The 17,123-nt window shown below is 52.8% G+C and carries 12 protein-coding genes, 1 tRNA gene and 2 pseudogenes; 8 read left to right on the forward strand and 7 right to left on the reverse strand.

The window, feature by feature from the left end; genetic code table 11:
* Window positions 1-308 precede the first annotated feature (308 nt).
* Both VIN76_RS10710 and VIN76_RS10715 read left to right on the forward strand, forming a co-directional pair.
* Window positions 309-1,006: pseudogene (locus tag VIN76_RS10710) on the forward strand (IS701 family transposase); the annotation flags it as partial.
* Between the two features lie 81 nt (window positions 1,007-1,087).
* Entirely contained in the window at window positions 1,088-2,455 is a 1,368-nt protein-coding gene (locus VIN76_RS10715; RefSeq protein WP_332041841.1) for a DUF2779 domain-containing protein, read from the forward strand.
* An 81-nt stretch (window positions 2,456-2,536) separates the two neighbouring features.
* Here the strand turns inward: VIN76_RS10715 and VIN76_RS10720 are convergent, their stop codons facing one another.
* From VIN76_RS10720 to VIN76_RS10730, 3 genes are read right to left on the reverse strand one after another with little or no spacing between them, the layout of a single operon-like run.
* Window positions 2,537-4,612 (reverse strand): ATP-binding protein, encoded by a 2,076-nt coding sequence (locus tag VIN76_RS10720; protein ID WP_332041842.1) that lies wholly within the window; start codon window positions 4,610-4,612, stop codon window positions 2,537-2,539.
* A 41-nt stretch (window positions 4,613-4,653) separates the two neighbouring features.
* Entirely contained in the window at window positions 4,654-5,622 is a 969-nt protein-coding gene (locus VIN76_RS10725; RefSeq protein ID WP_332041843.1) for an ADP-ribosylglycohydrolase family protein, read from the reverse strand.
* Window positions 5,623-5,672: 50 nt separating this feature from the next.
* Window positions 5,673-6,884, reverse strand: coding sequence for a hypothetical protein (locus tag VIN76_RS10730; protein ID WP_332041844.1), 1,212 nt, complete (start codon window positions 6,882-6,884; stop codon window positions 5,673-5,675).
* Window positions 6,885-7,032: 148 nt separating this feature from the next.
* Between VIN76_RS10730 and VIN76_RS10735 the strand changes: the two genes are divergently transcribed.
* The 5 genes and pseudogenes from VIN76_RS10735 to VIN76_RS10755 all read left to right on the forward strand — a co-directional run bounded on the left by VIN76_RS10735 (window position 7,033) and on the right by VIN76_RS10755 (window position 13,841).
* A complete protein-coding gene (locus tag VIN76_RS10735; protein WP_332041845.1) occupies window positions 7,033-8,049 on the forward strand; it encodes a WYL domain-containing protein in 1,017 nt (338 codons plus the stop codon).
* A 103-nt stretch (window positions 8,050-8,152) separates the two neighbouring features.
* A complete protein-coding gene (locus VIN76_RS10740; protein WP_332041846.1) occupies window positions 8,153-8,530 on the forward strand; it encodes a hypothetical protein in 378 nt (125 codons plus the stop codon).
* A 299-nt stretch (window positions 8,531-8,829) separates the two neighbouring features.
* A complete protein-coding gene (locus tag VIN76_RS10745; RefSeq protein WP_332041847.1) occupies window positions 8,830-9,306 on the forward strand; it encodes a hypothetical protein in 477 nt (158 codons plus the stop codon).
* Window positions 9,303-12,011: pseudogene (locus VIN76_RS10750) on the forward strand (BPTD_3080 family restriction endonuclease); the annotation flags it as partial. The gene VIN76_RS10745 and the pseudogene VIN76_RS10750, both read left to right, overlap by 4 nt.
* A 912-nt stretch (window positions 12,012-12,923) precedes the next feature.
* Window positions 12,924-13,841 carry a tyrosine-type recombinase/integrase gene (locus tag VIN76_RS10755; protein WP_332041849.1) on the forward strand — a complete coding sequence of 306 codons (918 nt, stop codon included), beginning with the start codon at window positions 12,924-12,926 and terminating at the stop codon, window positions 13,839-13,841.
* A gap of 5 nt (window positions 13,842-13,846) precedes the next feature.
* On the opposite strand, the gene VIN76_RS10760 is transcribed toward VIN76_RS10755, so the two are convergent.
* Window positions 13,847-13,921, reverse strand: a tRNA-Val gene (locus VIN76_RS10760).
* A gap of 43 nt (window positions 13,922-13,964) precedes the next feature.
* Window positions 13,965-14,342 (reverse strand): cell cycle two-component system response regulator CpdR, encoded by a 378-nt coding sequence (gene cpdR, locus VIN76_RS10765; protein WP_332041850.1) that lies wholly within the window; start codon window positions 14,340-14,342, stop codon window positions 13,965-13,967.
* A 126-nt stretch (window positions 14,343-14,468) separates the two neighbouring features.
* Between cpdR and VIN76_RS10770 the strand changes: the two genes are divergently transcribed.
* On the forward strand, window positions 14,469-15,377 hold the full coding sequence (locus VIN76_RS10770) for an N-formylglutamate amidohydrolase (RefSeq protein WP_332041851.1): 909 nt from the start codon (window positions 14,469-14,471) through the stop codon (window positions 15,375-15,377).
* Between the two features lie 400 nt (window positions 15,378-15,777).
* Here VIN76_RS10770 and VIN76_RS10775 read toward each other — a convergent pair whose 3' ends face one another.
* Together VIN76_RS10775 and VIN76_RS10780 are read right to left on the reverse strand one after the other, a co-directional pair.
* Entirely contained in the window at window positions 15,778-16,311 is a 534-nt protein-coding gene (locus tag VIN76_RS10775) for a cytochrome b (RefSeq protein WP_332041852.1), read from the reverse strand.
* Between the two features lie 24 nt (window positions 16,312-16,335).
* Complete coding sequence (locus tag VIN76_RS10780) at window positions 16,336-17,115, reverse strand: SapC family protein (protein ID WP_332041853.1); 780 nt, start codon at window positions 17,113-17,115, stop codon at window positions 16,336-16,338.
* Between the last annotated feature and the right edge of the window lie 8 nt (window positions 17,116-17,123).

Genomic DNA, 17,123 nt, shown 5'->3' on the forward strand with positions numbered 1-17,123 from the left:
CCGCACCCTGTCATAAAGAATGACACGGCTAGTGCGCAGCCTATCTGGTAACCATAGCTCAAGTATCACTCCCCCTATATGAGTGATCCACAAATATTCACAAAAAGAACTACACCCCAGAAGCCCCAGAGCACAGCGAAATTAAGCATATTGTTTATTTTGCAGGTAAATTACTGTCAAGTATATATGGGAAACCGGTAGGAAGATGAGTTTCTGGAAACGTTTCCGGATGCCGTTCAGCTGAGGCGAAATAGAGCTTTCTAGCATTACAGTTGTATTTTTGATCAAGCTCTGAATCAATGGGTGTCCATGATATGGAGGATCGCGCTTTATACTTGCCCAAGAGTTGGACCGGCGCTCCAGCGCGCATTGCTGCGACCCACGTTCCTGAAGCGGTAGCCTTCGCCACCAAGCATGCACGCTGGCAACCGATGTGTCGTTCTCATGGGTTGCAGCAGATGCAGTGTACGGCGTTGGCGATGCTGAACAAGCTTTGCGACGCGCCTGTAAAGGGTATGTTTGGCGTTATATCCGACTATTTTTTTGCTCGTGGTCACGCACACCTGCGATCGGTGGAATAGCGCAGGAGATCGCGCCTTTGCGTTGGTGATGGCTCCAAAGGCGCACGCCTCCATGACTGGGCCTATCTTGAGCTCGCCGATCTTGATGCCGAAGAATATAATGAGGCCGCAAGTCTCTGGAATCGCGGGCTTCTGGTACTGCGCAATATCAGCGATGGTGACGTAGCCTTCTTCACAACGTGGTGTCCATCTGGCACGGACATCCAGACGCTCGTCTCTGTCGAAAGACACCGCTGGGAAATCGAAGACAGCTTCGAGTCTACCAAAAACGAGCTTGGCCTCGACCACAACGAAACTTGATCCTAGCATGGCAGGTATAGCCATGTGTCCCTCGTCATACTTGCCTTTGCGATGATGGCGGCGACTGATATCGCGCTAATGTCACGCCCCAAAAAAGACCCAAGATGAGGACCATCAGGATCTGATCCGCTTGCATTCAGAAAGTCTGCAGCATCACCAACAAACTTACGCGCCGCCGTATCCAACCCACCTATCATGCTGGAGGCGTGCTGATCAGGCAGCATGCGGTGGGTGATCTGGCCTGTGCGCTGGTTCCCGGAGGCGTCATGGTTGAAATTGATCCGGATATGCAGGCGGCCCTTACCCGGACGGCGGAGCTGGTCGCTGCGGCGGATCGCCCGATCTTCGAAGCGACGTTTGCTCATGACGGCGTGTTAGTGCGTGTCGATATTCTGATCCCGCATCGCAAGCACAATGGCACGGTCTGGGACATTGCCGAGGTGAAAAGCTCTGGCAGCGCAAAGGACTATCATAAAGGGGATCTAGCGACGCAGCTTTGGGTTATTCGTCAAAACGGGCTCAATGTCGCCAGCGCCGCCATTCGGCATATCGACACGAGCTTTGTCTTGCAGACAGTTGGGAACTATGACGGCATATTTACCGACACGTCATTACTGGAAGAAATTGGCGATGTTGCCGATGGGCGGGCAAAGATTGTGGGCGAAATTCGCGAAATGCTCTCAGGAGATGAGCCTTTTTGCGCTACTGGCGAGCATTGCAGCTCTCCTTTTTCTTGCGAATTCATCAACCATTGCAGCCTCGATGAATCCGCTAAGCCGGAATGGCCTATCGCCGAACTACCCAATAGTGGCAGAAAGCTCGCCGATAAATGGAGCGAGAAGGGTATAACCGACATCCGCGACTTACCCGAAGACAACGGGCTGAACAGTCTACATACCCGCATCTGGCAATCGTTGGTGGGAGGCGAGCCTTATCGCGATGCAGGCGGCGCAAAGGCAGACACGGCTAACTGGGCGTATCCTTGGATATGGCTTGATTTTGAAACCATTGCCTTTGCTATCCCAAAATGGGTTGGCACAAAACCCTATAGCCAAATACCGTTCCAGTATTCCGCGCATATCGAAACCCGCGATGGCAGTATATCCCATATCGAAGCGCTAGACCTGAGCGGCGATGACCCGAGAGCCGCAATCGCGGCTAGTCTGGCACAGCTTCCTGCTTCAGGAACAGTGATTGCCTGGAATGCCGGGTTTGAACGACGATGCCTTCGTGATCTGGCAGCGGCGATCCCCGAACATGCCGAGGCTTTGCTGAGTCTGGCTGACCGCACCGTAGATCTGCTCCCCGTGACCAAGGCGAACTATTACCACCCCGATCAGCGCGGGAGCTTCTCGATCAAGGCTGTATTGCCTACTTTATTGCCTGAACTTGATTATAGCGCACTTGAGGTAAAAGATGGTGGCAATGCACAGCTCGCTTATTTCGAAGCGGTTGATCCAGACTGCACTCCCGAGCGCCGGCAAGCTATTCGCGCTGCGCTCGAAGCCTATTGTGAACGCGATACATGGGCGATGGTGGCAATTTATCGCAGCCTGATCGGTGAAACAGCATAATAATGGCGAAGTTACAAAGGGGGCGTTGGGTAGAATGGTAAAGTTGGTGCGCGCATTAACGGAAAGCATAACACTGCGCACCTAAAAGCCGATAGGTACGCGAGAGTCACCCCGCAACTCCGCCTCTGCCCGCAGCCAGTCAAGCAACCGGTCTGCGTTGTTTTCCCCGAGCAGCTCTGCGCGGCGGGCCACAACCGCAAAATCACCGGGGGTCTGGCCCGTCAGATAATGGCGCTCGGGTAGCGGCTGTTTGAAATAGCGCAGGAACAAGGCGGCGGACTGTTCCGGGGCCAGTGCGGAAAAATCCACACGCATCGTGAAGCGCCGCTGCGTTGCCGGATCGAGCTTGTCCGCCAGATTCGTGGTGGCGACAAAGGGGGCCTCTAAATGCTCCATCCAGCGCAGCATTTCGGTTACCATCGTGCGCTCCCAACTGCGCGTGGCGTCGCGGCGGTCTGTCAGAAAATCATCGGCCTCGTCGATCAATAGCATCGCGCCTGCACGCCTCGCCTCGGCAAAGGCCTCCGCAATCGCGGCCTCGGTCTGACCGAGATAGGGCTTTAGCAGATCACTCCCGCGTTTCTCGATGACGTCAATATTTATTTTTTGTGCCAGATGATGCGCAAATGCGCTTTTACCAGTGCCCGATGGTCCGGCGAGAAGCAAGCTCCAGCCCAAGTCGCGGGCCGGCGCATCTTGCCGCGCACGAAACCGCTGCACAAGCTGATCCAGCGGTACATTCGCATTCGAAAGCGAAGGGTCATAGGCCGATGGTAAATGCACGGGCGCAAGAATCTGGCCGCTTGTCGCCTCTACTAGCGAGCGCGCGATTATCTCTGCCATTTCAGGGCCGGAACCTCTATTTGCGGCGCTGGCAATAGCCGAACCCAGCATCGAGGGACGAGCAGGCAGCTTCGCGAGCTTAACCACTGCGCTTTCGTCCAGCTTTAATCCGTTGGTCTTGGCATGGGCCAGGACCATGCGCCGCCGGACAGCCTCGTTAGGCGGATCGAAACGCATTGCATAATGCATGCGGCGGCATACGCTTTCAGGAATAGCCTCCACATGGTTAAGAATAAAAATCGTTGGACCTTTTACCTGCTCGACAAGCCGGTTGACCCATTGCTTAGACCAAGATGCTCGGGAAAAAATGCCAGGCGAAGATAGGACATCGTCAGCCTCGTCGAGAATGACGAGATGTTTTTTTTCAGTATGCGCAATTTCATTCAGCAGCGAAAAATGCGCCAGCCTTTCGTCGCGTGAAGGCTCCCTTCCGTGTTCATCAGCAAGTCCTGCAAAAACAGCAGGTTTGCCCGTTTGATCTGCCAAGTGACGCGCGAACTCGGTCTTGCCGGTACCCGGCGGTCCATAAAGCAGAATCGCTGTGGGGCCTCCTTTTGATATGAGATTTCCGACAATTCCCGTCTGCTCGCGCATATGATCATAAGCCTGTTCATCCAGCGTCGAAGCAGGTGCAATTTGTAGCAAACGCTCAACCATTTCGGCGGCGCTGCTGATAACCATCTGTGATGCAGATATCAGAAAATCTCCGACAGTAATATCGCCCTCACTGTCAACCCTGATGAGACCACGTTCAATCAGCGGGCTTCCAAAACCGACACTCCGCTCAACATCGCTGTGAGCAAGTCCGGTTATCTGTGATAGCATGTAACTATTCATGCAATAGATACGCTCTGGTGACAAAGTCTGAGTTAAAACACGCCACCCATGTTTGTTGCTCCGCGCCAGAACAGAAAGACATTTGCGTTCGGTGACGCCTAGCTTCAGCAGATCGCAAAGCCACCCGATCTGGCGATCTATTTGAGTAAAGGGGGGATGTGGGTATTTTTCCAGGATCTGAAGAGATATTTCGCGCGTTCTTGTAATACGCTGCTCTCTACTGATGCTTGCATCCTCCACCTCTTCAATTTCCTGTGAAGAAAATTCAAAACTGGTTTCATCGTTCAGCAATTTTATGAGGGATTTCGTCTTCGTTCTCAGCTTCCAGTTATCTTGTCGCTGGACAATTTTGGCCCAGCATCTTTGAAAATATATATCTTCCTGTTCTTCGGCTGTTTCACCGTAGGCGATGACAGGACGGAAGGCTTCATCAAGGTTTCCGGGGAGTGTTTCGGGGGTGTTATGTGTTTTGCTCATACCCCCTTATACAACTGGGGAGCGACAGTTTCGGACGCATGCTATCGATGCAAAAGAGCCTCCGCCATGTCTCCGATTATGCCGCGCCAAGCCAGCTTTTCCAGCCAGTCTTCAGGTATTCCTGTCTCGCCGAAAAGTGCGCCTGCCAATTGCCCCGTAATCGCGGCAGTCGTATCGGCATCATCGCCCAGATTGGCCGCTCTAAGCACCATATCAGCAAAATCGCCTCCACTGTCCACACACCATAATGCCGCTTCCAGCGAGTGCGCTACATAGCCGCTGCTCTGGATGTCCTGGATTGGTTTCCTATGAAAACTGCCGCCAATTATCTGCCCGATGGTATCTCCTAAGGGTATGTCCGATGCCAGCAACAGCGCCGCCGGAAAATTCGCTCCTAATATCACCGATTTCATCATGACGGCATAAGCCTCGCAAGCATCCAGACAAGTGGTCGCGCCGTGGGTGGTCGCGCTTTGTAGCCGCGCGGTCTCACGCATCAGATCATCATCCCGGCTTGCCCCCCATATCGCGACGGGTGCGAGACGCATCAGCGATCCGTTACCCGCATCACCAGGATCACGCGAGCCTGCAAATGGCTCACCGCTTTGCTCGAAGAGTCGCAACGCTGTTTCTGTCGTGTGCCCAATGTCGAAACATTTTCCTGTCGCGCTATATTCGCCATCGCGAAACCATCCGACAAAATTCTGCATCAGATTAGTTGGATCAAATGCTGTAGAAGCCAACAGACTATCCGCCAGCGATAACGCCATACTGGTGTCGTCGGTCCACTGCCCCGCTTCCAGACCAAACGGACCGCCACCCACCATATCGGTTAGTGGCTCAAAGCTTCCTCGCGGTGAAAATTCGACAGTAGTGCCAATCGCATCGCCCACCGCAAGTCCCAGCAAGCACCCGCGCGCCCGGTCAACTACAGTGCCGGGACGCAGACGTGCCGATCTGCTTGCCGGGATCTCGGAAACGGGAAAGGGAGTATGAGGTGCCTCTGTCATAAAGAAACCCTGTAAGATGCACGAGCGACAATATCGGTCGTGACGGGGTATTATTCGGCTAAATGATTTCTATCAGCTAAAACTTTAGCAGTAATATCTATTATTGTAGTCAGTTTGCTTGCATTGGTTTTCACCCAACTAAAGATCTCTTCCGCGCGTTTGTCCGGGTCCATTGAAAACTCGCTCAAATCCTTGCAGATAAGAAAATCACCCTGAGCCCGAATAACATTCAATTCCTTAGGAATCTCCTTAATACTATTGAATGTGCCGGGGTCCATATGTCCAAATGACAGGCAAATCTTGATGTCCTTAGTTAAGCTATCAAACTTGGAATCAGGCCGCGGTATAATAATGCTAACCGCTACAAAAGCTCCTTTCATTACAGAATCAGCTGATTGAAGATACCGCCGGATATATATTTCACCATTCGCACTATCGATCTCGGAATATTTTATCGGTGAGAAATTTGCGATGTCCTTAGCCGATTCCCACATGCCATTAAGTAAGTGATCGAACTTTCTGTCTTGGTTTATATATAAATCGAGCGCAGAAAAGCTGCTTTGCGTTGGGTAATCAATATCCATATTCAATCCTTCCAGAAAGCCTTTGAAATTCTGCGCAAGATATCGCGCAACGGGATTGCCGCGAGTTTCTTTGGTCACATCTTGCAGCTTCTTGCACAAATCCCACCAGCGAAGACTGCTGCGCTGAACTTCTTCATAAAGGCACTTTTCGGCCGAAGCCGACTCATTGAAATCACCGGGTACCGGCGTCCAATGGGTCACGAAGAAAAGGTGCGGTTCGGCGGGGAGTTGATCGAGATTTCCTGAGTGCTTCGGACTTTCTAAGCCCCCTTTATGCTCGTCTTTCAGCCATTTTGCATAGGCGTGCAATTGATTGAGGCATTCACCGGTTTCACTTGGCTCACGTTGCGCAACATGATGCCCAACCTTGTTCTCGAATAAATAGGTAGGCACGCCATTAAAGCGGATCAGCAGATCAGGGCGCCCGTGATTTTCCGTAAACCATTGCGTTTTAACGGATATCCCTTTTTGATCGGCGCAAGCTATAACCGCATTACGGTCGGCCTCTGATATCTTTCCTCCGCTCAGATCTTTCAGCAACTCTGCCAACTCTTCCCCATTTAACGCACGCAGACATTCCGCCATACATTCGGTCAGATAATCTTCCAGCGGTCCGATCAGTTTATCGCCGCCTGTCGATCGTTGCTTATACATATATAGCGCGCTGAAAAATCTCATTTTATCCCCCCTGTGACCTCGCACTTAATGCGTGGTCGCTTTATATTCTCTACTTGCCGGCTCAGGTAAAGTGGATAATGTTTTATGCGTCCGTATTTGACGCGCTCATGATATATCAAGGTCGCGTTCGGACAATCGGGAGGCGCTAATGACTAACAGGAAAGAGGGGCTGGCCCGCACATTGCTGCTGGTTCAGGAATTGGCGGCCAGCGACGAAGGATATACTATCGAGCAAATGGCCGACATGCTAGGCCAGGGGCGGCGCAGTGCCGAGCGGACGCGCGCACTTATCGGCGGCGCATTCGACCTTACTCATACCATAGACCCGGACAGCGGGATGAAGAAGTGGCGTATCCAGGACGGCATCGGGGGCGCTTATGCCGCGTTAACGGCCGAAGAACTGGCGGCCTTGGATGTCGCTTTGAAGAGTGCACGCAAGCGGGGAAGCCAGCATGGCGATCTCCTCGCCCGACTTCTTGCCAAGCTTCGTTGCGTGGGGGAGGATAAGCGCCGTCTGACGCTGGAAGCGGACCTCTTCGAACTGTCGCGGCTGCAATCCAGCATCACCGGTCCCGGTCCCCGTATCGACGTCGCGCCCGACATCTACCCTGTTCTGGCGCGTGCGATCATGCTTGGCCAATGCGCGGAGTTTGAATATGTGAGACCCGATAGCAGCGAGCCGCAATGGCGCCGCGTCATCCCCTACGGCATCGTGCAGGGACAGGCCAATTATCTCCTCGGGAAAATACCGGACAAGGACGACGATCCGTTCCTCTACCGTATGGACCGGATGCAAAATGTACGCGTTTCTGAGACAATGGGCAGCGCACCAGAGGATTTCGACCTCGACGCGTGGCTAGCGAAAAGCTTCGGAATCTGGCGCGAGGCAGAGCATGAAGTAACCATACGGGTTCTGCCCCATGCAGCCGACCGTGCGAGACACTGGCGATTTCACGCCACCCAGAAAATTGAAGATGAATTGTGCGCGAACGGACAGCCCACCGGAGCACTAATAATAACATTCCGCGCAGGAGGACTGAGCGAAATGGCAGACCACCTGTTTTTGTGGGCAGGAGATACACAGATTATCGGGCCCGAGCTGTTAATTGAAGAGATGCGGGGGAAACTCACGGCAGCAGCACAAATGATAACTGGGGTAGAATAAATGCCGCGTGTGATTTGGTAGGTGAAATAAAAATTAGTTATGCACGTCCGGCCGATCAGACTGATTGATGTTAAGCCTTGGGGCTTACCGTAAGGAGGCACTTATGACGGGGGCTGTCGGTATTTTCTGGTTTGTAGATCACACACTTGTAGCAGCAGGCTGCACGCTGGAAGATGCGGTACAATATGGTGATTGCCTCACCTACGATGGAGGCCATGCCGATCACTGGGCAAGGTGGCAGGAAGCGGGTGGATATTGGATTTCCCGCAACGGGCTTCCTTTGGATATATTAACAACCGAATATGATGACCACTCGCGCGGACGTATCGTAAAAGAACCAGACAGTTTCGTAATTTACGCCGACCGCCGGTTGCAAACACCAAAATATCTCAATGCCGTATGTGCAAGATTTCGGCTTATTCGTTCGCAGACTTTAATACGTAGTGATGATCATTATCGTAATAGGGCGAAGGCAACGTAACTTCGTCGATTCTGCTGGAGCATTCAGGCACGCGAGACAGGAGAGGATGTCGTGACTTAAGTGAACCGACGCCATGCGATGAGGAGTAATACGATTATATCGTTAGACGTAGCGGAGCGACTTTCACTCGTTCCGTTGATGTTGCTATGAGGCAATCGTAACTTCAGGCTCGACTTAGACAACCGTTGCTACTAGCAATATTAGAGATGTTATAACTTGCAAATTAAATCGTTACTGAGTTTTTTATATTCAGAATGTCTAGGAGTTCAGCTTGGGGATGGCTGAAAATGGGGGACTTTTTGACACACAGAGCTGAACGCGAATTGCTGCGCCCTAGGTGCAATGCGCTCAACGATACAAGTGAAGGCCAGATGCCGGACAAGATGGAGCCTTCCGAAATGAAGCCACCGCAATCCGTCAAGGTGCTGGAGGAGCTGGACCGCGTCCAATTATCGAAAAGCTCGCTCATAGGGGATTTACTTTTCCCAGATATCTCAGCAAGTCATCGCCTGACCAGCGTTTCAAATGATCCTGACCTAGCGTTCACGACTGGCAGTCGGTTGTTTGAAGATCTGCTCGAACTATTGCAAGAACGCTTGGAGCAGGATGCAATCCGATCGGCTTACCGCTACTGCGAAGTCATCGCTTTTGGTAACGAGAGAGATATCGATAGCTATACCATACTGACAGTATGCCTTACGAAACCGGGTATACCGAATTTCAGCGGCCAACTCCAAAACGAATGGATTGGTATTGAGGAAACGATGACTAGATGAACAGCCAGGCATTTTTCAAATCCCCAATCCTCAATTCACCATATGAAGAACCAGGCCAACATTGGCAATTGAGTGATGCTGGTCAGCCTACGGGTCAAATCGAGCCGGGACGGCGCAAGAGCGACTTGACTACACCAATACCCAAGGCAAAAACGACGCGCGGGAACGCTGCCTCGCAGCAGGATCTTTATGCCGATGCCAAAGGCGAGATTTATGACCCTACTGAAACTATCAACGGAATTCGGTCTGCAGTTGAAAGTTGGCGCGCTTTGCCGGAAAGCCAGTGGCAGGTAACACCTACTACGGCGCGCCTTCTTCGCCACTGGCGCACGCACAAATTCGCAAATCAGCGACCATTTTTCTGCCAGGTGGAAGCCGTCGAAACAGTTATTTGGCTCACGGAAGTCGTTGGCCGCCCGAGCCGTAAGGGCGGAAAAGTGAAATTGGCAACGGGTCAGCGGTTTTGGGATCATCTTTTTGCTGCCAATGAAGCATCCAATCCCGATCTGATCCGTCTTGCGCTCAAGTTAGCGACTGGGGCTGGAAAAACGACAGTGATGGCGATGCTTATAGCGTGGCACACGCTTAATGCAGTCCGGCACCCCGGATCCAAGAAATACTCAAAAGGATTTTTGGTCGTCGCGCCCGGCATTACCATCCGAGACCGATTGCAGGTGCTGCAGCCGAACGATCCGAATAGCTATTACAACAGCCGCGAAATTGTGCCGGAGGATATGCTGCGCGATTTGGGGCAGGCCAAGATCGTTATTACCAACTTTCATGCCTTCAAGAAGAAGGACGAGGTCTCGCTCAACAAGGTCCAGCAGGCAGCGCTCAATACGACACCGAAGCAGGAAAGCGACGGCGCAATGCTGCGCCGCGTTGCCGGGCCGCTGCTAGGTATGAAGAATGTCGTCGTCTTGAACGATGAAGCCCACCACTGTTATCGCGAACGTCCCTTAACTCCGGAAGAAGAAAAGTCTCTGAAAGGCGATGACAAGGCGGAGGCGAAGGAAAACAACGAAGCTGCACGCCTTTGGATATCAGGCTTGGAAGCAGTCAAACGCACGCTCGGCCTCAATATGGTTTATGATCTATCCGCCACTCCGTTTTTCCTTAAAGGTTCAGGCTACCGCGAAGGGTCGCTGTTCGGCTGGGTGATGAGCGATTTCAGCCTGATGGACGCGATCGAGTGCGGCATTGTGAAATTGCCCCGGGTCCCCATCGTAGATAATGTGGAGCAAGGTGAAATGCCAATGTTCCGCAATTTGTGGGAGCATATCGGGAAGAAATTGCCAAAAAAAGGCCGCGGAAAATCGGGCTTTGACGATCCGCAAAAATTACCAAACGAACTGCTTTCGGCTATCGACGCTCTATACGGCCACTACGTTAAAACCTTTGATGCATGGCAAGAGTCCAAGCTGGGCGTCGAGCCCGTCTTCATCGTTGTGTGCAACAACACCGCTACGTCGAAGCTGGTGCATGATTATATCGCCGGTTACGAGGTGCCGACAAAGGAAGGTGGCAGCCAGCTGATCGCCGGAAAATGCCCGCTATTCCGAAATTTCGATCCCGATGGCGTGGCTCTGCCCAAAATGCGAACCCTGCTGATCGACAGCAAGCAACTGGAAAGCGGCGAAGCGGTTAGCGCGGAATTCAAAACCGCTGCAGCGGGCGAAATCGAACGGTTCAAGGACGAGATGATCCAGCGCACCGGCGACCGTGCATCGGCCGACAAGATCGATGATGCCGACATTCTGCGCGAAGTCATGAACACTGTCGGCCGCCCCGGCCAGTTGGGTGAGGCAATTCGCTGTGTGGTTTCTGTGTCCATGCTGACGGAAGGCTGGGATGCAAATACAGTTACCCATGTGCTGGGCGTGCGGGCGTTCGGCACGCAGCTATTATGTGAACAGGTGATCGGACGCGCATTACGCCGCGTTTCATACGAGCTGAACGCGGACGACCGGTTCGGCGTCGAATATGCCGACATCTTCGGCATCCCGTTTGATTTCACGGCGCAGGCTGTCCAGGCAGATATAAAAACGCCGCCGCCGATGGTCAGGGTGGAAGCGATCAGTCCCGAGCGCGACAATGTGGAAATCCGATTCCCGCGCGTCGAGGGCTATCGCACAGAATTGCCGCGTGACACGTTGACTGCGGAATTCACAGATGACAGCACTTTAGAGCTGACCCCGGATCTGGTGGGTGCAACGGAAACCGTCAGTTCAGGCATCATTGGCGAAACAGCCGATATGACGCTGGAGCATTTGGCAGAGAAACGTCAGAGTGAAATCGTATTCAAGCTCGCGACCCGGATCGTAGCGCGCCATTTTACGCTTGAGGGGGAGCTCCCAAACAACCAGCGTATTATGGAAATGCGCAAGATCGTCCGCAACTGGATGGCTGAGCATCTGGTATGCAAGGGCAGCACGCAGCCGGCGCAATTGCTATATTACGACATTGCTGACCGGGTCGCGGAGCGGATCAAGCGCGCCATCACCCGTGGAACGAAGGGGGAAAATCGTGTGGTCGCTCTGCTCGATCCCTATAACCGCGAAGGCTCCACTTCCCATGTCGGCTTTAACACCAGTCAGGACCGTTATGAGACTGGCGTTAAATGCCACATCAATTATGCGATTGCCGATAGCGATTGGGAACTGGAATTCTGTCGTATAGCCGATCAGCATAAGCGCGTGCTCGCTTGTTCGAGGTCGGCGGAATGCGTGATTGGGCTATTTTCACGCAACACGTGGAGAATCTCGCCATCTGCTGCTTGCGGATTATAGATCCCTACTGCTGCGCCAACGAGAGCTCACGTCGAAGGCTGGTCGATTTCGTAGTGCGGTTTGCAAATGCGTCCGGCGGCGTATCAAGCGTTCACATTGTCAGCTTTGACGCTGACTCTCTGCACGACAGCTGGGAAAGTGATGAAGACCAGCGGCGCGATCTGCATACAAGGTTAAAAGCGAAGCTTCCCGATGCCCAATTCCATCATGTCCAAAAGTCGCGACGATCTGCAGATGATCTCCACGACCGATCAGTAACAGCGCATCTGAATGACGGTCACCGAGTGATTTGGGACCTTGGCAGAGGTATCGATGGCGTCATGACGGCCAAACACGCATGCACGGTGAGTGCGCATCGCGAGCCCTCTATCGATGCTGTTACGTGACGCTGTTGCAGTCAAGACTCGGAGCCAAGCCACTTGCTTCCATGAGCAGAGGTGATATTTTCGCCATCGGCGCTTGGATGCCGGAGGCCTCAACTCCTGAGTGGAATGGTTAAGTATGAGCAGGACGACGAGCAAGTTTGCGAACGTTTAGTCTGATTGGTGCAGGTCATGCAAGAAACAATCATGTGCTACTGACTGAATGACTGTGCTTCTCTAGACCGGTGATCCGACAGCGGCCAGTCAGCAAGCGGCCCGCAATTCTCCGACTTACAAGACGTCACCAGGTGACGGTTTCTCTGCACTCTCAGTTTTTCCAAGTCCTGCTACAGACACATTGCGAGCGTTAAGTGTTCCAGAAGTCTTTTCACAACATGGAAAATTACTGGGAGAGAGGTCGCAAGACCTTTCACTTTCTGTATCGGAAAATCTTAGCAACTGGCTAATGAAAGAAGGTTATAAGCGGGAAGCTTATGTTTACGCTGTTGCAGCCCTGCAGCGCTGGCTAGCTTCAGAGGGAGGGTTAACCATCGATGACCTCGGACCCGAAGCCACTAAAAGACTGCTTCAATTCAGATTGAAGGAGGGAGTGATCGCTAACACAGTCAAAACGAACGATCTGGTTGCGCTCAGGCGCTCCGTCACATGGGCGTGGGAGAATAAGCTTATTCCGAGTGTACCATTTATCGGCCGAATCGATAACCGCGAGCTCCATAGTTCAAAACAAGCTCTCACTTTGACGCAGAAGCAAGTAGCCCAAATGCTCGATGTGATGGCGGCGTCAGAAGATAGAGAGCACCTCTTTTTATTTTCAATGATTATGCTTTCAACCCATGCACGCGTTGAGGCCGTGCTTGAGGCCGACTCCTCGCAGATTGATTTCGACAACAATATTTTCAACTTTAACGCACGAGGCCGCATGCAAACCAACAAGCGTCGCCCCATTGTACCCATCGCTCCGACCCTTCGACCTTGGCTTGAAGGATTGGATGGCAAAGTGCTTCGCTATCGGACATTGAGGAAGGACGGTAGTTATCGAACGATCGAATGCAAGTCTGTACGTCAGGCTTTTAAGCGCGTGCTGTCCAAGATTGGCATCGAAGGTGGTTATCCAAATACGTTACGGCATACCTGCCACACTTATCTTCAATCACAAGGCGTCCCACAAGCTCAGATTGATCTGGCTGCAGGGCACAGCGAACCTGGTAGTGGCCGCCATTATAGCCATCTCCGGCCGGAGTATTTGAAGGAGTTTATCGAAGGCGTTGAGACTTATTGGAATGGTATTGATCAATTTACCGATGTTCATCGTCGGTCCCAAGTCGGTCCCAGTTTTCATGCTTGGAGGGAGCTAAGTGCTTGATTTCATGGTGGGCGTAGAGAGAGTTGAACTCCCGACCCCTTCGATGTCAACGAAGTGCTCTACCACTGAGCTATACGCCCACGCTGAACGCCGTCTAGCCAGCCGCATGGAAGGGTGCAAGACTTAATTGAGTTCGCCGATGCTATCCGGTTCAAAAAGGCGCTGCACCTCCTGAACCAGATCCTTCAGATGGAACGGTTTGGAAAGGATTTTGGCTTTTGGCACGGTTTCGCCCGCGCGCAGGGTGACGCCGGAAAATCCGGTAATAAACATAACCTGCGTGTCAGGAGACAGCTTGGCGCAGTGCTGGGCAAGCTCGATTCCGTCCATTTCAGGCATGACAATATCGGTCAAGAGCAGGTCGAACTTTTCCGATTCGAGATAGGGAATCGCGCTTGTTCCGCGGTCAACAGCTACGACATCATAGTTGGATTTTTGCAGCGCGCGGGTCAGGTGTTCGCGCATGGACTGGTCATCTTCTGCAAGGAGTATTCTAATCATCTGGGCAATCCCTGTCTATTCTCGCCGTTGTTTATGCCGGATCCGGACTATAGGTGCAAATCCCTTAACATTTTGGTTCTGTCGGCGGACTTTATCGGATATTGAACAGGTAACGAATGGAAGCGCATGGCGGATCATATTGCCGATAATCTGGATTTTGCACCGCATGAGGGGCGTGACGGGAATTTCTCGTCCTATAATGTCGATGATCTGCAATTCCCGCTGTTGATTAGTGTCCCGCATGCGGGGCGGGTTTATCCTGACGAGATACTGGACAATCTGGCTGTTCCGGCTACGCATCTGTTGCGGCTGGAGGACCGGTATGCCGACCGCTTGGCGGGCCGGGCGATCGCCCGCGGATTTCCGGCCATTATCGCCCATCGGCCAAGGGCGTGGGTGGATTTGAACCGTAACCGCTCTGAAATTGATGCCGACATGATCGGCGGGCTATCAGCGGCCCAGCTACGGACCCGGCTACCCGCGCCAAGCCGCAAAGTGCGGGGCGGGCTGGGCGTTGTGCCGAGCCGTTTGCACGGTGCCGGTAATTTATGGCGCAGGAAATGGCAGTGGGAAGACATAATAAACCGTCTGGACAGCTATCATGAGCCTTATCACGCCAGCATTGCCGGGATATTGGAGCGGATCTGCCTGAAATTCGGCGGTGCTATTTTGCTGGACCTGCACAGCATGCCGCCGCTGAATGAGGGGCAGGGCGGGGTTGATATGGTGGTTGGCGACCGCTTTGGGCGCAGCGCAGGCTCCCGCTATTCAGAGCTTAGTGTGGCATTCCTAGAGCAATCGGGAATCCGGACGCGGCTCAATCACCCCTATGCAGGCGGCTATATTCTGGAGCGTCACGCCAGGGTCGAGAGGGATATTCACGCCCTGCAACTGGAGGTCGACCGCAGCACTTATCTGGACAGTGCTCTGCGCGAACCGGACGGGCGGTTGCCGGCTGTGGCGGATCATATCGCGGAACTGGCCATGCGGCTGGCGGACCAGATTAACAGCCAGTTCCTGCTTGCCGCCGAATAAGCGGGCTGCGAGTCGGGGGATTAGTGGGGAGAAGTTCATGCCCTTTTCACAGATCACAAGCGCCTGTTACGTAGTGTCATGGCCTTGATATCACACAGGAACCGGAAACAGTTTCAATAGGTCTGGAAGCAGCGGAAATTAGCGGCTAAGAGGAATATAGGTCTAGTCCAAAACCAAAAAAACCACCCCGCCATATCGGCGGAGTGGTCAAGGTTCAGGGAGGTGGCATTCAAAGAATGCCGTACTGATCCAATCGGGGGGGATGCGGACCAGTACATCCTCAATGTGGTCTTTCATCTATTAAGTTGCAAGACCCCAAAGCAAATTTATTGTCAGGTTTTCGCTACAAGCGGGGAAACAGGCCGCTTTCGGAGATTCAGGCGGAGATTCAGGCGGATATTCAGGAAGGCCACATCCGCTGGATCAGATTATCCTTGTCGATAAACTGGTGTTTTACAAATGCCAGCAGGTGCAGAATGATCAAGAAGAACATCGCTGTACCGCCCAGTTCATGCCCGGAATGAAGAGCATCGCCAAGAGCCTTTTGCCCCGCAACGGGGAATAAAGGCACTTCAAACAAACCGAAATAGCTGAACGGAGCCGGGGCGGTGGACATCCATATCCATCCGCTGAGCGGCAAGCCGATCAAGAGAACATAAAACAGGAAATGGATGGTTTTCGCGATGAAAGCCTGCCATCCCGGGGTCGATGCTGGCAATGGCGGGGGTTTGTGTCCCAGCCGCCAGAGCAGCCGGGCCACGCTCAAAGCCAATATCGTGATCCCCAGAGCTTTGTGAACATCCATATATCCACCGCGCACTTCACGGGGCAGGTCTTCGGTCAATCCGGCCAGACCGATATTGGTAATGACAGCGATTGCTATGATCCAGTGAAGCCAAATTGCAACTTGGCTATACCTGCTACGCTCGGCCATAGGTTCTCTCCCCGTTCCGTTTGATTACAAGCTTGGTGCTTCCGTCACCTGAGGGACTTTGCCCGCTTCTACCTGTTTTGCAAAGACTTCGCGCATGATCTGGAGCGAGAAGAGGTGCGCGTAGATTAGCGGTAACATGCCGTTCTGGTTGATTTTACGCAGTTCATCGCCGCGCAGATCGCGGAGTTTTTCTTCATTCACCATCTGGAAACCGCGATAGATGAACGGCTTTTCGACGCCGGTTTGCTGGATGGACACTTCACCTTCCATCAACAGGCCCATTTTTTTCAGTTCTTCGACAAACTGGCCTGTGCGGTGACCGGCCTGTTCAAACTGCTCGCAAAATTCGAGGATGGATTTGGTATTTTCAGAGGGCTTGTCGCCGTCAAACAGGGGATCGCCTTCTTTGAAATCGCCAATGGCGTCGGTCGTCGGATCGAAACAGAGCGACAGTTCCTCGGAATCAGGACGCAGCTTGGCGAGCATGAAAGGATAGCGGCGAACATAGGCCGGGACATAAGCGGGCTGGTTGAACCGGCCTTCTTCATCCATGAATGTGTTCACGCCCTCGTTCAGGCCCATCAGGATGAGGGGAACGCTGTTTTCGCCAATGGAAAAAACAATCGGATAATTGCGAGCCGCATTGGGAAATTCGTCAACCGTTAATGGAATCGCGTGCTGTGATTGCATGAAGGACGCATTATCAAGCCCTTTGATTTTCCAGTTGGCATGCTCTTTGGAATTGAGCGGAACCAGATCCTTGTAAAACATGGGTAGAGGCTGGGCTTGAGGCGCACTGGCCATAATAAAAT

Origin of the sequence: Parasphingorhabdus sp., assembly GCF_036568145.1 — a bacterium.
GTDB lineage: Bacteria > Pseudomonadota > Alphaproteobacteria > Sphingomonadales > Sphingomonadaceae > Parasphingorhabdus.

Bases quoted from the DNA above. Each gene is read 5' to 3' on its own strand.
- VIN76_RS10720 (WP_332041842.1), bottom strand. From the start codon at position 4,612: ATGAGCAAAACACATAACACCCCCGAAACACTCCCCGGAAACCTTGAT.
- VIN76_RS10725 (WP_332041843.1), bottom strand. From the start codon at position 5,622: ATGACAGAGGCACCTCATACTCCCTTTCCCGTTTCCGAGATCCCGGCA.
- cpdR (WP_332041850.1), bottom strand. From the start codon at position 14,342: ATGATTAGAATACTCCTTGCAGAAGATGACCAGTCCATGCGCGAACAC.
- VIN76_RS10735 (WP_332041845.1), top strand. From the start codon at position 7,033: ATGACTAACAGGAAAGAGGGGCTGGCCCGCACATTGCTGCTGGTTCAG.
- VIN76_RS10770 (WP_332041851.1), top strand. From the start codon at position 14,469: ATGGCGGATCATATTGCCGATAATCTGGATTTTGCACCGCATGAGGGG.
- VIN76_RS10730 (WP_332041844.1), bottom strand. From the start codon at position 6,884: ATGAGATTTTTCAGCGCGCTATATATGTATAAGCAACGATCGACAGGC.
- VIN76_RS10780 (WP_332041853.1), bottom strand. From the start codon at position 17,115: ATGGCCAGTGCGCCTCAAGCCCAGCCTCTACCCATGTTTTACAAGGAT.
- VIN76_RS10740 (WP_332041846.1), top strand. From the start codon at position 8,153: ATGACGGGGGCTGTCGGTATTTTCTGGTTTGTAGATCACACACTTGTA.
- VIN76_RS10755 (WP_332041849.1), top strand. From the start codon at position 12,924: ATGAAAGAAGGTTATAAGCGGGAAGCTTATGTTTACGCTGTTGCAGCC.
- VIN76_RS10775 (WP_332041852.1), bottom strand. From the start codon at position 16,311: ATGGCCGAGCGTAGCAGGTATAGCCAAGTTGCAATTTGGCTTCACTGG.